10 protein-coding genes are annotated in these 14,142 nt (G+C 71.2%); 6 read left to right on the forward strand and 4 right to left on the reverse strand.

The window, feature by feature from the left end:
* Positions 1 to 393: 393 nt before the first annotated feature.
* The 4 genes from AB0L75_RS05355 to AB0L75_RS05370 all read right to left on the reverse strand — a co-directional run bounded on the left by AB0L75_RS05355 (position 394) and on the right by AB0L75_RS05370 (position 4,839).
* Entirely contained in the window at positions 394 to 945 is a 552-nt protein-coding gene (locus tag AB0L75_RS05355) for a hypothetical protein (RefSeq protein WP_365175546.1), read from the reverse strand.
* A 427-nt stretch (positions 946 to 1,372) separates the two neighbouring features.
* Complete coding sequence (locus tag AB0L75_RS05360; RefSeq protein WP_365175548.1) at positions 1,373 to 3,433, reverse strand: hypothetical protein; 2,061 nt, start codon at positions 3,431 to 3,433, stop codon at positions 1,373 to 1,375.
* Positions 3,434 to 3,609: 176 nt separating this feature from the next.
* On the reverse strand, positions 3,610 to 4,008 hold the full coding sequence (locus tag AB0L75_RS05365; protein WP_365175550.1) for a hypothetical protein: 399 nt from the start codon (positions 4,006 to 4,008) through the stop codon (positions 3,610 to 3,612).
* A 93-nt stretch (positions 4,009 to 4,101) separates the two neighbouring features.
* Positions 4,102 to 4,839, reverse strand: coding sequence for a hypothetical protein (locus AB0L75_RS05370; protein ID WP_365175552.1), 738 nt, complete (start codon positions 4,837 to 4,839; stop codon positions 4,102 to 4,104).
* Between the two features lie 205 nt (positions 4,840 to 5,044).
* Between AB0L75_RS05370 and AB0L75_RS05375 the strand changes: the two genes are divergently transcribed.
* From AB0L75_RS05375 to AB0L75_RS05400, 6 genes are all read left to right on the forward strand, one after another.
* Positions 5,045 to 6,370 carry a hydrolase gene (locus tag AB0L75_RS05375; protein WP_365175554.1) on the forward strand — a complete coding sequence of 442 codons (1,326 nt, stop codon included), beginning with the start codon at positions 5,045 to 5,047 and terminating at the stop codon, positions 6,368 to 6,370.
* 328 nt (positions 6,371 to 6,698) lie between these two features.
* Complete coding sequence (locus AB0L75_RS05380; RefSeq protein WP_365175556.1) at positions 6,699 to 8,951, forward strand: HAMP domain-containing protein; 2,253 nt, start codon at positions 6,699 to 6,701, stop codon at positions 8,949 to 8,951.
* Positions 8,952 to 8,966: 15 nt separating this feature from the next.
* On the forward strand, positions 8,967 to 10,430 hold the full coding sequence (pgsB, locus tag AB0L75_RS05385; protein ID WP_365175558.1) for a poly-gamma-glutamate synthase PgsB: 1,464 nt from the start codon (positions 8,967 to 8,969) through the stop codon (positions 10,428 to 10,430).
* A complete protein-coding gene (locus AB0L75_RS05390) occupies positions 10,427 to 10,909 on the forward strand; it encodes a poly-gamma-glutamate biosynthesis protein PgsC/CapC (RefSeq protein ID WP_023548072.1) in 483 nt (160 codons plus the stop codon). Before pgsB ends, AB0L75_RS05390 begins: the two co-directional genes overlap by 4 nt.
* A gap of 44 nt (positions 10,910 to 10,953) precedes the next feature.
* Positions 10,954 to 12,051 carry an NlpC/P60 family protein gene (locus tag AB0L75_RS05395; protein ID WP_365175560.1) on the forward strand — a complete coding sequence of 366 codons (1,098 nt, stop codon included), beginning with the start codon at positions 10,954 to 10,956 and terminating at the stop codon, positions 12,049 to 12,051.
* A 101-nt stretch (positions 12,052 to 12,152) separates the two neighbouring features.
* Positions 12,153 to 14,114, forward strand: a complete 1,962-nt coding sequence (locus tag AB0L75_RS05400) for a glycosyltransferase family 39 protein (protein WP_365175562.1) — start codon at positions 12,153 to 12,155, stop codon at positions 14,112 to 14,114.
* Positions 14,115 to 14,142: the final 28 nt, after the last annotated feature.

A 14,142-nucleotide genomic window follows, 5' to 3' on the forward strand; every position in this document is an offset into this window, starting at 1 on the left:
CAAGCTCTGCCGAGGTCGCGCGAAGCAATGAACAGAAGTTCTTGACCTGCCTGACGACAGGAATGCTTCGCCGGTTTATCGGGGAGATGTGACGGTACTCACCAGCCGACGACAAAGCGCCGCTTCACGCATTGCGGAAGGCACTGCATCACCCATCTGACCTGCTGGTTTGTGATACCCGGGGAGTGGAGTCGATGGCTCAAACACTCGGTTTGCCGCGCCTGTGAAAAATGGTGAATTCAGGCTTCACGGAATGCGAACAAATTGCGATGGGCCGCCTGCGGGCGAGACGATAATTGCCCGCAATGATCATTTTTCATTTCTGCTGCCTTGCCCATCCCGCAGTCGGCTGCTCCACCCCCGCCGATCGGCGGGGGTGTGGGCGCGTTCCGCTCAGCCCCGCGCGAGCACATAGCGGAGTTGGTGAGTGGCGATCAGTTCGCCGAGCTGCGGGGCGCTGGGGAAGGGGGTCTTGCCGGTGAATCCGCCCATGACGAGCATGGGTTGGGCCTGGGCGCGCAGCAGACCTTCCGCGGGGTAGGCGGCCTGGGTCGCGAGCAGGTACTTCTCGCCCTCGCGGTGCGCGGTGAGGCAGTCCAGCAGGGCGGTGTCGCGGGTGCTGGGCTGGTCGAGCTCGGCCCGGCGCAGAGCGGCCGGGTCGTGGAGGGCCCTGCGGTAGGCATCGCCGACCGGACCCGCCGTCGGGGACGTGGAGGCTCCCGCGTAGCGCGGGTCGAGAGACGAGACGGCCCAGCCGGCGGGTACGAGCAGAGTGGCCGCGATTCCGGCCGCCAGAGAGCCTTCGACCAGCCTCTGGGAGGTGCGCGACCCGCTGGGCCACAGGCCGAGCGTCCCGCACACCGCGAAGATCACGGCGAACACCAGCAGCCGGGAGACGAACCAGGTCGTCCCGTCGAGTACGAGCGCCCAGGCCACCGTCAGCACGATCGCCGACGGCAGCCACAGCTCGCCGGCCGCCCGCCTCGTACGCGGACCGGAAGAGCGCGAGCCCGCCTCCGGCGAGCGCGGCGATCGCCGGTGCGAGCACGGCCGTGCAGTAGACGTGATTGCCGTTGGAGACGCTGAACACCACGGCATGGATGGCAAGCCAACCGCCCCAGGGGCAACCCGTGGAGCGATCCTGTCTGGGGCAACGTCATCGAGTCGGCGCCCGGACTCCATGGCTGAAGCCCGTCGCACCACAACCGCACCAGATCGAGCGGGGAACAGCGGGGAATCACGGTGAGAGCCGCCCCGCCCAACGAGCCCGCCGAGTCGCCGTTTGCCCAGGCCAACGCCCGAACCGGCCCCGAATGACCGCAGCTTCCCAAGCCTTGTTGTTGTGCGGGAGCGCTGCCTGTCGTCGGGGGTCTTACGGCGAGGGCTTGCGTGCTCCCTGGGCCAGCCCCCACGCGTGGGCGAACAGCTCGGGCAGGGTGTGGGTGGGGAGAGGGAGCGGGTTCTCCAGTCGGCCGTTGTAAGAGCGTTCCACCCCGAGGAGTTGCGCCTTCCACGCCTCCATGGGCTGGTAGGGCTTGCCTGCGTGGATCCACTCGCCCGGCAGGAAGAGCTGACGGCCCGCTCGGGCGCGCTTGTCCTCGACGACCAGGCCGCGCTCGACCAGCACGGCGCCGGCCTTCTGGTGCCGGGCGGCCTTCCAGCCGTTCCACAGGCGGATGTTCCGGTCGCTCGGCGCGCGCAGGGTCAGCAACTGCAGGTAGAGGGATGCCGCGTCCTCGTCGATGCCCAGCTCGCCGACGACCTGGACCAGCACGTCGGGCGCGGAGAGTACCGGATTCGTCTCGTACGACCCGGGAGGAAGCGAAGCGCCCTCGATCCTCTCGACGATGCGCGCGCAGGCCGGCCCGCGCAGCCACTCGACCAGCTCGACCTCGGGGTCGTAGCGGGAGCCCGCCCTGGTCGCCAGCAGCGTCTTGGAGCGGTCGTCGTCCCCGTAGAACGCCGGGCGGAAGTACAACTCGGGCTGGGACCGCGTGCCTCTGCGGTCGACCGTGCCGTCCACGACCACGGTCAGCCCGTCATCGACGCTCGCGACGTCCAGCGGCTCCGGGCCGACGTAGGGACGCGAGCCGAACCGGTCGTGCACATCGGCGGCCGTACGCCCCACCGCGTGGCTGAGACCACCGGCGTCCAGCAGCAGGCCCGGGTGGTTCAACCGCTCCTGCAGCGCGCGTACGAGGCCGGGCGCTCCGGCGCGTACCGGGTCACCTGCGGGCAGCTCCGCGTAGACCCAGAAGAGGTTCGGGACGACGGCACGCAGGGTGTCCTTGAAATCGACGAGGCCCCAGCCTTCGGCGGTCGGGAAGGGTCGGAAGTCACCGTTCCGGATCCAGGTGTCGAGGTTCGAGCCGAGACCGCGTATCGCGGCGTGGTCGGTGAACGCCGCGCAGAGGCGGCCCGCCGACAGCCGGGACAGATGCAGCTCGACGGCCGCGTCGAAGGTGCGCTCCGGGACCACGGTCCGCCGGCCGTACCGCTCCCGCCACGCCTGCGCGATCCGCTCGGCCACCGCGCGCATGCCCTGCGGCTCCCACAGCTCGGCGGGGTCCTCGGGCAGCACGTCCGCCACCAGCTCAAGGCGGTCCAGCGAGCCCATCCGGCCGGGCTCGCGGACGCCGTCCTCGATCTCGGCCACCTTGAGCCGGTGGATCTTCCGTTCCCTGTCGTCGAGGCGCGGGAGATACCCGCACGCCAGCATCCCCGCCAGTGCGAAGGACGCCGCCGCTCGGCCCATCCCCGTGCCATCCCTCAGCACGGCCACCGCGTCGAGGTCCCACGGCACCGGTCCGTGCTCCCGGACGAGGTCCACCAGTCGGCGCACCTGCTCGGCACTGCCCCATCCCCCGCGCGGGACGTCGGTCACCTCCTCGATCGCCCCCAGGCTCGGCGGATCCCCCTGCCCCGTCCGCAGGTCGACGAACTTCCGCAGCCCGTCGGCGGCCCAGCCGACCGCGACGGCCGCCCCTCGCTCGTCCCGTACGGCCGCGGGGGCTCCCTCGGCCAGCCGCACCAGACCGGTGCGCATCCGGGCCCGCGGATCGGCGAAGGGGCTGTCCGCCCAGATCTCCAGCAGCGCGAGCAGACGCCGGCGCCGCTCATCGCGCGTGGGCTCCACAGCGGCGCGCAATGCCACCGCACCGATGCGCCCGATGAACCACGGTGCCCAGGACCCGTCCCCTGCCCTTCCCGGCCCCTCGTCCGGCGCGGTCGGCGTCCACGTCCCGGCCAGATAACGTCCCGTCCGCTCGATACCGGCCAGCGCCCCCTTGTCGCTCCAGTACCCCGAGCCGTCCACGAGCCCGTCCAGCGCAGCCCCCACGCCGTGATCGTCCAGGGGCACGACCTGAGCCCGCGCCGTCAGCAGCTCGCCTGCCGCCATCCCGTCTCCCCGTACCGCGCTCGAACGCTCCATGGGGAGATCATGGCGTACGGGTCTGACAACGAGTCTGACAACGGAGGGTGGCGCCCCGGTTTGCTCGTGCGCTGGTACCCGTCCCGCGCCTCCGCGGCGACGGCGGTGAGCAGCGGAGGGCACAACCTCACCCTCGCTGCTGGTCACCGCCGCCACCCGGCACCAGGAGAGGGCCGCTAGGAGCGGTTGCCGCCTGCGGAAGAGCGGTGCCCTCGGCCGGACCCACCGGCGGTCTCGTGGGTGGGGCCGCCTCGTTGAGAGGCCGCGTGGTGGGTCAGCACCTTCATGATCTCCGAGGCCAGCACATCTGCCAGCGCGGGCGCGAGAGAGTCCGCCAGCGCGGTCGCCAGGGTTTGCGCGAACAGCATCCTTTCCAGTTCGGAAGAACGGGAGGGAGGCTGCGCCAGGGAGGCCACGGCCGCTTCCATCAGGGCTCCCGCCATCGGGTCCTTTCCATGCCGGAAACCGGTACCGGTGTGCGGAATTCCGGAATCCCGCACGATTTCCTCGAAGATTTCGTCGATGAAGGCCTCCAGGGGATCCCGTTCCGATTGTCCGCCGGACTCAGCTGCCATTCTGGTTCCTCAAAGTCTTGGATTTCCCTACGGGACCTGCCCCCCGATGCCGGCGACTGCGGGGATCGGGGGGCAGGGGATAGCCATTTCCCATCAGCGGCGCATGAGCGCGGCGAGGAGAAGCGGGTTCTCGATCAGCGACTCACCGCGCTCCTCACGGCGGCGGCGCGCGAGCGCGGCAAGCAGAATCGGGTGCTCGATGATCGACTCCTCGCCACGCTCCTCACGGCCACGGCGCATGAGCGCGGCGAGGAGGAGGGGGTTCTCGATCAGCGACTCGCCGCGCTCCTCACGGCGGCGGCGCATGAGTGCGGCAAGCAGAATCGGGTGGTTGATGATCGACTCCTCGCCACGCTCCTTACGGCCGCGGCGCATGAGCGCGGCGAGGAGCAGCGGGTGGTCGATGGTCTGTTCCTCAGCGCCCTCTTCGCGGCGGCGCGCGAGCGCGGCCAGAAGGAGCGGGTGTTCGATGATCGGTTCCTCGCCGCGCTCCTCACGGCGGGCCAGCATCGCTGCCAGCAGGAGCGGACCGAAGGCGGATTCCTCGCCGAACTCTTCCTGGCCTGCCTCGGCCTTTTCTCGAGTGGGAGTCTCCGTCGCTGCCGTCATGGTTTCCTCTTTCTTTGACGCATGACTCGGCGGAGCGCTCGGCAGCCACGGCTTCGCGCCCCGCCCTTCACCGCCATCGTCGAGGCACACGACGCCGACCGCACTTCGATCATGTGTCATGTGGTCGTGCCGGAATTCCCGGAACTCACGCACGTCGCGAGCGAGGAAAACGAGAGCACAAGTATAGTTGCGGATTTGCTCGCGTGTCGTTTCTTCTGCCACCGACCGGGGAGTAACCGCCCCTGGAACACGGCCAACCGCCGCATCTCCTCCACCCGGTACGCGAAGTCGCCACGGCGGCATCCCGGGAGCGCGAGTCCGCCGGCCGCTGTGGCGGTACGGTGTGCGGCAGTCGATCGCCCGTTCTGCGATCGCTGAACCACTTGGGGGTTTCATGAAACACCGCCGCCCGCGCCACCGTCGAAGAGTGATCGCCAGAGCGGTCGGTACGGCGGGTGCGCTGGCCGTAGCCCTGGGTGCGGGGATGACGCCGGCGATGGCCGCCGGGAAGACGTCCGACAAGCCTGCGGCCACCGGGGTCTCGCCCGACCAGCCCGACCAGCCCAACCCGAACGTGCCCTGGGCGCCCGAGAACGACGAGGCGCCGCTGCACCACAAGCCCGTACACCATGAGTCCCTCACGGGCGGCCGCAGGGACGGGGCCGGTCTCCAGCTCAACATGCCCGCGCCGACCGGGCCGTACAGCGTCGGCATGGTGGGCCTGCACCTCGTCGACAAGTCCCGTACGGATCCGTACGTGTTCGGCAGCACTTCGCGCGAGTTGATGGTGTCGCTCTTCTATCCGGCCACCGCCACGTCCGGGCACTACCAGGCGCCGTGGATGCCGTCGATATCGGGTGATCACTTCCTCGCCTCGCGCGGGCTGACGCCGCAGCAGGTGACCCTGCCGAGGACCGCGGGCCATGTCCTCGCCCCGGTGAACACCAAGCTCGGCAAGCTGCCCGTGCTGCTGTACTCGACCGGGCTGCACTCGGACCGCGCGATGGGCACCGCCCACGCCCAGGATCTCGCCAGCCGCGGCTACCTCGTCGTCATGGTCGACCACACCCACGACGCCAACGAGGTGCAGTTCCCCGGCAACCGGCTCGAGGTCAACACGATGCCGGCGGGCGCCCACTCCTCCGACACGCTCAAGGTGCGCGCGGCCGACATCCGGTTCGTCATCAACCAGCTAGGCACGATCAGCAAGGGCGGCAACCCGGACCCCGGGCACCCCACGCTCCCCTCTGGTCTGTCGCAGTCCGTGGACATGTCCCGGATCGGGATGTTCGGCTGGTCGCTGGGCGGCGGGGCGGTCGACACCGCCATGCAGCTCGACCACCGCATCGCCGCCGGTGCCGACCTGGACGGCCAGTTCTTCGGCTCGGCGCCGAGCAAGGACCTGGACCGGCCCTTCATGCTCTTCAGCTCCGGCACTCACAACCGCAACAACGACGGGTCGTGGCGCACGCTGTGGTCGCATCTGAAGGGTTACCGGGTCGACATCCAGCTCCACGGCGCGGCGCACCTGTCGTTCAGCGACAACGAGTGGATGGTGCCGCAGGAGGCCGCCCTGCTCGGGCTCTCGCAGGATCAGCTCCAGCAGATGTTCGGCACGATCGACCCCGACCGGGCGGTCCAGGTCCAGTGCGACTATCTCGCGGCCTTCTTCGACCAGGAGCTGCGCCACAAGCACAGCACCCTGCTCGACGGACCCGACAAGAGCTACCCGGAGATCTCCTTCGTCCGCTGACCGGACAGCTGACCGGACAGCTGACCGGACATCCGTGGGGCGGGTCCTGTTCGCGGGTCCGCCCTTCGGTGTGTCCGGCGGGCGGTCCCGCGGGCGTCGGCCGTCGCCCGGTGGTCCCCCGGTGGTCCCGCGCGCGCGTACAACCGCGTACGACACGGGGACGAAGTTGTGATGGTTATGTGATCGCATGAAGCTAGAGTGTTCGTCCTATCGAACATTCGGGCGCTCGGCGCCAATTGAGGAAGGATCCGCTGCCCTGCCCTCCGCACCCCGGGCGCCGCGCCGACACCGCATCCGCCGCCGCGCCGATATGCCGATGCTTGGCGGGGTGCGCCCGCCGATAGCCTCGCTCGTCGTACTCCTGCTGGTCGTCGCCGCCCTGACCGTGATCGGCCTCGACGGCATACACGCCGAGCGGGTGCCGCAGGCCGTGCTGAACGGCGAACAGCAGATAGCCGCGGACACCGCGCAGTCGGTGCGCACCTCGATCGACGCCGAGGCGAGCGCCGTACGCCGTACGGCGGGGGCGTACCCGGCGACGAGCACATCGACCCCCGCGACCGCGCTCAAAGCGCTGACCTCCGCCAGGAAGGCGGTCCTCGGCAGTGCGCTGCTCGAACCGCACACCGGCAAGCTGCTGGCGGCCGGCGGCAAGCCGGCGCCGCTGGCCGGGGTGGACGTCGCCAAGGCGGCGTCCGGGCACGGGGCGATCCCGCCCCGGCTGGTGACGTCGGGCGGCACGCGGCAGCTGCTGTACTTCGCCGAGGTCACGCTGCCCGCGCAGCAGGAGGACGCCAACCAGGACCAGAACCAGGTCCCGAGCCGCACCGCGCGTCAGTGGCTGCTGGTGGTCGCCGAGGCGCTCCCCACCCTCACGACGTACGGCGACGGACGCACCGCCGAAGTGCTGGACGCGAAGGGCACGGCGCTCGCCACCACCACCCGCGGCACGGCGGCGCCGGCCGCCGCCGACAGCACGCTGCCCGCGACGGCGGCCCGCGCGGCGAGCGGATCGGACCGTGACACCGACGCCTCGGGAAGCCTGCTGGGCGCCGACTCGGGCAACCGCCGCACGGTGGCCGGCTGGGCCCAGGTCGCCTCGGCGACCGGTCCGGGCGACACCGACAAGCTCGGTCTGGTGGTGCTCACCTCCCGTGCGGTGCCCGCCACGACCGCCGCCGCCGACTACTCGGGCTTCGCGCTCCAGGCCGCGGGGGCGCTGGCCGGGCTCGCGCTGCTGCTCGCGCTGGCGCTGCACTTCTTGGTGCAGCGGCCGCTGCTGCGGCTGTACCTGTCCGCCGGCCGTCTGGCCCGGGGCGCCACCGAGGACGGGCCGACCGCGTGGGAGGAGCTGTCCCGGCCGGTTCCGGTGCACGGCTTCGGGGAACTGGCCCGGATCGGGCGGGCTCTGGAGTCGCTGCGCCGGCAACTGCTCGGCGAGAGCGGCCCGCAGGAGTTCCCGGCCCGGCGCGGACCGGGCTACCGGGCACTGGCCGTGGCCGGTGTGCTGGTGGTGGCCTGCTGGGCGGTGCCGATGATCTTCCTGCTGAACCGGGCGGACACCGCGACCGCGGTTCCGGCTCCGGTCCTCGCCAACCAGCAGGCCCGCACCGAGATCGCGACGAACCGGATCCGGCAGTCCCTCGACCAGTCGTACACCGATCTGAACGAGGCGGCCGCGAGTCTGCCGGGCCGCGACCGGGCCGCCCAGACCGAGGTCCTGCGGCACGCCCTCGCCGACCACAAGCAGTACCGCTCGCTGTATCTCCTGGACCGCTCGGGCGACATCACGATGAGGGTGGGCGACACACCGCTGCGCACCCTCGTCCATGTGCCCGAGGGCGGCGGAATCACCACCGTCAACACCTCGGGCCGGATCCCGGCGATCGCCGCCTACGCCCAGGTCCGGGCCGCCAAGGGCAAGGCCCCGGCGGCCGGGGTGGTCCTGTTCGGCGAGATCGACGTGAAGGCGCTCAACTCCATTCTGGCCAGGCCGAAGCTGGGCAGCGTCTGGGTGACGGACAGCGACAACAAGGTGCTGGCGGCGAGCGTGGGCTACCGCGCCTTCCAGTCGCTGCCCGAGTCCGGTATGACCCGTCTCGCCCGTGCCACCCAGGGTGCCGCGGGGACCGCGGGCTCCGCGACCTCGGCGGTGGACCGCGCCTCCTCCGGCCCCTCGGTCGACGCCGCCGCGCCGCTGGCGCAGAGCGGCCCGACGGCCCGCCTCGGCTGGCACGTGGTGACCGCCGAGCCCGCGGCAGCGCTCCAGCTTCCCGCGGTGCAGGCCGAGCAGCGCACCATGCTCGCCGGGATCCTGGGCCTCACGCTGGGCGCGGCCTGCCTGGGCTGGCTGCATGTCGTGGTGATCCGGCCGCTGCGCGCGGTCGCCGTGCTCGTCGAGCGGCTCGCCGGCGGGGACCGCCGCACCGTGCTGCACCCGGTCAACCACGACGAGATCGGCTCGGTCACCCGCGGCCTGGAGCTGATGCGCCAGGCCCTCGCGGAACGCGACCGGGCGGCCAGATCCGGCCACGCCGCCGGAGCTTCCCGGTCCCTGCGTGAGAACACCCTCCAGCGGTAGAAGGACGGAATCGACATGCTTTTCCTCTATGTCATAGTCCTGCTGTGCTGCGCCGCGCTGTGGATCGCCGGAATCCTGGAGCAGCAGCGGCACTTCGCCTCGCTGGAGCAGATACCGACGCGGGTGCTGGTCAACGGCATCCGCGGCAAGAGTTCGATCACCCGGCTGTGCGCGGGCGCGCTGCGCGGCGGCGGCGTGGTCACGGTGGCCAAGACCACCGGCACCGCGGCCCGGTTCATCCATCCGGACGCCACCGAGGAGCCGATCTACCGCAAGTTCGGAATCTCCAACATCGTCGAGCAGATCGGCATCGTGCGGCGGGCGGCGACCTACCGGCCGGACGCGCTGGTGATCGAGTGCATGGCGGTGATGCCCGCGCTGCAGGAGATCAACCAGGAGAAGCTGATCCGCTCCACGATCGGCGTGCTGTGCAACGTCCGCGAGGACCACCTGGAGGAGATGGGGCCGACGCTGGACGACGTCGCCCGCTCGCTCTCCCGCTCGATGCCGGTGGGCGGGGTGTGCGTGACGGCGGAGAAGGACCGCTTCCACATCCTCCAGGAGGAGGCCGACGCCCGTAACTGCAAGCTGGTCTACGCCGACCCCGAGACGGTCACCGACGAGGAGCTGCGCGGCTTCAGCTGGTTCACCTTCAAGGAGAACGTGGCGATCGCGCTCACCGTCGCCGAACTGCTCGGCATCGACCGGCAGACCGCGATGCAGGGCATGTGGGACGCGCCGCCCGACCCGGGCGTGCTGTCGGTGGAGCGCTACCTCACCCCCGAGGGCAAGAAGCTGCGGTTCGCCAACGTCTTCGCGGCCAACGACCCCGAGTCGACGCTGATGAACGTCAAGCAGCTGGAGGACCTGGGCGCGATCAGACGGCCGCTCAACGTGGTCATCAACTGCCGCCCGGACCGGGTGGAGCGCAACGGCCAGATGGGCGCGATCGTCCCCGACCTGGCCGCCGAGACGGTGTTCCTGATCGGCCACCCGACCAAGAGCGCCCACGACGCGATCCCGGCCGGCTTCACCGGGCGGGTGGTGGACCTCGGCGGCGACAAGCGCGACCCCGAGGAGCTGACCGCGGCGATGCTCGCGGAACTCGGCCCGGACTCCTCGCTGGTGGCGATCGGCAACATCCACGGCCAGGGCGAGCTGTTCCTGGAGTGCCTCGCCGAGCTGCCGCTGGACGAGTCCGAGGACCCGCTCGACGCCGTACCCGACGGCGACGGCCTGGACCAGGAGACCATGCAGATCGCGCTGGTCCGGCCGCAGATCGCGGTGGCCCGGCCGCCCGAGCCGGAGCCGTACAGCTGGGTGGCGCCGCTGGAGACACCGGCGTACGGCTTCCACATCCCGGAGCAGCGCGAACTCACCCGCCGGTTCGCCGGCCGCCAGGGCCGGCCCGATGGCGCGAACGCCAAGGGCGACCCACACCACTCCTACGACCCGTCCCAGTCCCCGAGGAACCCGTGATCCCCGCAAACCTCACCGCACAGACCGCCGCGCTCGGGATCGCCCTCGGGCTGGTCTTCTCGCTCGTCTGCTATCTGACCACCAACCTCTCCCCCGGCGGGATGATCACCCCGGGCTGGATCGCCCTCACGCTCGTCACCGATGTGCAGATGGCCGGGCTGATGGTCGGTGTGGCGGCGCTCACCTACTTCGCGACGAAGCTGGTGCAGCGCACGGTGATTCTCTACGGCAAGCGGCTGTTCGCCGCCGTGGTGCTGTGCGCGGTGCTGATGCAGACCACCGTGATGCTCGCCCTCAGCCACGAGTTTCCGCTGCTGTACACGTCACAGACCCTTGGCTTCATCGTCCCCGGCCTGGTCTCCTACCAGATGGTCCGCCAGCCGATGGCGGCCACACTGATCTCGACCACGGCGGTGACGCTGGCCACGTACGTGGTGCTGGTCTCCGGTCTGCTGATCGGCGTCCTGCCCACCGGCTGACCTGTCCACCGCCCTCTCACCTCGCACTTCCAGGAGGACCGGCCATGCACTCCGAACCCGTCGGCAGGCGCAGCCGCCCGACGCGCCGCGCCGTGCTCGGGACGATCGCGGGCGTGGCGGCCGCCGGAGTGGCGGGCGGATACGCCTGGGACCACCTCGGGCACGGCAGCGGCGGCAGCGACGGCGACGGCGTCGGCGGTACGGCCGCCGACGGCACGGGCACCGGCCCGAGCGCCCGGCCCACCGGGGCCCGCACCTTCGAGCGGCTGTCCGCCCCCGACCGCACCGTGGTCCGCGCCGCCGACGGCGGCACGCTCGCCACGTTCACCGACGGAGCCCGTACGGCCGTACTCACCGGCCCCACCCGCACCTTCAGCGAGCCGCGGACCACCGAGGCCAAGGTGACCACGGACGCCTGGGTGCGGGTGCTGCCGCACGAGTGGCAGCAGGGCATGGAGAAGTCCGCCTGGTTCAAGGGCTGGTTCGGCAAGGCGCTCGGCGACACCAGCCCGGACGTCTTCGCGGTGGCGTTCGAGTACAGCAGCGCCGGGGCTCCCGAAAAGCACAACGGTGCCGGCGTGCGCTACGCGGGCACCGCGCACTTCGGCCCGCGCAATGCCAAGGTCAACAACCCGTTGGACTTCGCCTACCACGACGAACAGTCCGACTTCTACGACTATCTGGGCATCGACTGGACCTTCCCGGACGGCACGCGCGTACAGCCGGAGAAGGCCCGCTACGGCGACGTCGACTGCTCCGGCTTCCAGCGTCTGGTGTGGGGCTACCGCATGGGCATCCCCCTGCACAACACCAACACCCGGGGTCCCGGTATGCCGCGCCGCGCCTTCGCCATCGCCGCCTACGGTCCCGGCCGCCCGGTGATCGCCGACACCGGCGAGCAGCCCACCGATCTGAGTGCCCTGCAACCCGGCGACCTGGTCTTCTTCGCCATCATCAAGGACCGGCCCAACTTCATCGACCACTGCGGCATGTACATGGGCCTCGACGACCAGGGCCGGCACCGCTTCTACTCCAGCCGCTCCGCCGCCAACGGCCCCACCCTGGGGGACCTTTCGGGCCGCTCACTGCTGGACGGCACCGACTTCTACGCCCGCGGCTTCCGGGCGGCTCGCCGCCTGTGACCGCGCCGCCTGTGTCTCCGCCACCCCTGCTTCCGCCACCCCTGTTTCCGCCGCCTGTGCACCGCCGCCTCACCTGACCTGCTGATCCGAGGACCACTGCCATGACCGCCATCCCCGCCGCCCAGCCCACCGGCGCGCACCGAGGCCGCCGGGCGGCGAACCGCCGCTCCGGCCCGCCGGAAGACGCCCCGCGCTGGGAGCGCCCGGCGCTCGCCGCGGTGCTGGTCCTCGCCACAGTGCTGTACTCCTGGGGCATCGGGCACGCCGCGCTGCACCCCTTCTACGGTGCGGCGATACGGTCGATGAGCGAGAGCTGGCGGGCCTTCTTCTTCGGTGGTCTCGACGCCAGCGGTTCGATCAGCATCGACAAGCTGCCCGGCGCCTTCTGGCCCGACGCCGTCTCCGTCTGGATCTTCGGCCCGCACACCTGGGCCGCCGCGCTGCCCCAGGTCGTCGAGGGCGTGCTCACCGTATGGCTGCTGCACCGGATCGTGCGGGCCTGGGCCGGGCCGTTCGCCGCGCTGATCGCCGCGCTCACCCTCACCCTCACCCCGGTCACCGTGGTGCTCAACCGTGCCACCATCCCGGACACCGCGCTCACCCTGCTCCTGGTGGCGGCCGCCGGAGCCCTGCAGAAAGCGCTGCGCACCGAGCGGCTGCTGCCGCTGCTCACCTGCGGGATCTGGGTCGGGCTCGCCTTCCAGACGAAGATGCTGCAAGCATGGCTGGTGCTGCCGGTCTTCGCCCTCGTCTATCAACTCGCCGCGCCCGGCGCGCCGTTGAAGCGGGCTCTGCGCGTCCTGCTGAGCGGTGCGGTCGCACTGGCCGTCTCCTGCTCCTGGGTGCTGATCGCCTGGGTGACACCGGCCGCCGACCGCCCGTACCTCGACGGAACGACCGACAACGATCCGTTCGCCCTGGTCTTCGGCTACAACGGCCTGAGCCGCTTCAGCAGCGACTCCACCGCGTTCGGCGCCGTCGCGGGCACCGCCGCCAGCCGCACCACCGGCAACACCGGCTGGGACATGCTGATCAACCACACGATCGGCCCGCAGATCGCCTGGTTCCTGCCGCTCGCGGTGCTCGCCGCGGTCCTGGGCGTCGTCTGGCGCGCCGGGCAACCGCGAACCGACCCGCAGCGCGCGGGATTCGTGCTGTGGGGCGGCTGGCTGGCCGTGCACGCCCTGGTGTTCAGCTCCTCCAACGGCAACCACGCCTACTACACGGCCGTCATCGCCCCGGCGCTCGCCGCGCTGGCCGGCGGCGGACTCGCGCTCTTCCGGTCGGAGTACGAGGCGAAGCACGAGTCGGCGCAAGAAGCGAAGTACCAGTCGGTGCAGGTGGGCGAGCCCGAGGCGGGCGGCCGGCGGCACATGGTGCTGACGGCGGCGATCGTGCTGACGGCGGCATGGGCGCTGGTGCTCGACTGGCCGACCCGATTCGTCTCCTGGCTGCTGCCGGTCGCCGTGATGCTCGCGCTGTGCGCCGCGGTGGGCCTGTGGACCCGCGGCCCGCGCACCTCCCCGCGGATGGTGCACGCCGCCCTCGCCGCCGGGATCGCGGCCACCCTGGTCGTGCCGGCCGGCTGGGCCCTCTCCAGCCTCAACCCGCTCTACGCGGGCGCCTCCACCTCGCCGACGGCCGGTCCGGTCGGCAACGCGTACCACGGCGGCGCCCATCACCACGCCCCGCGCGGGGTCGGGCTCGACCAGCCCAGCGCCCGCGACACCGCCCTGCTCGACTACCTCACCACGCACCGCCACGGCGAGAAGTACCTGCTCGCCACCCAGGCCGCCTACACCGCCGAGCCCCTGCTGCGCGCCAAGTCCGAACCCGTCCTCGTCATGGGCGGCTTCACCGGCAGCACCCCCTTCCCCACCGCCCAGCAGCTCGGCAGCCTCGTCACCGCCCACCAGCTGCGCTATGCGCTGCTCACCACCCAGCGCCCCACCACTCCCGCCACCACCTGGGTGAAGGCCCACTGCACCCGCATCCGGCCCACCGCCTACGGCCGCCGCACCGGCGGCAGCTTCACCCTCTACGACTGCAGCCCCCAGAGGTGACACCCCTGACGCGGCCGGGGCACCGGCG

The organism is Streptomyces sp. NPDC052101 (assembly GCF_040680235.1).
GTDB lineage: Bacteria > Actinomycetota > Actinomycetes > Streptomycetales > Streptomycetaceae > Streptomyces.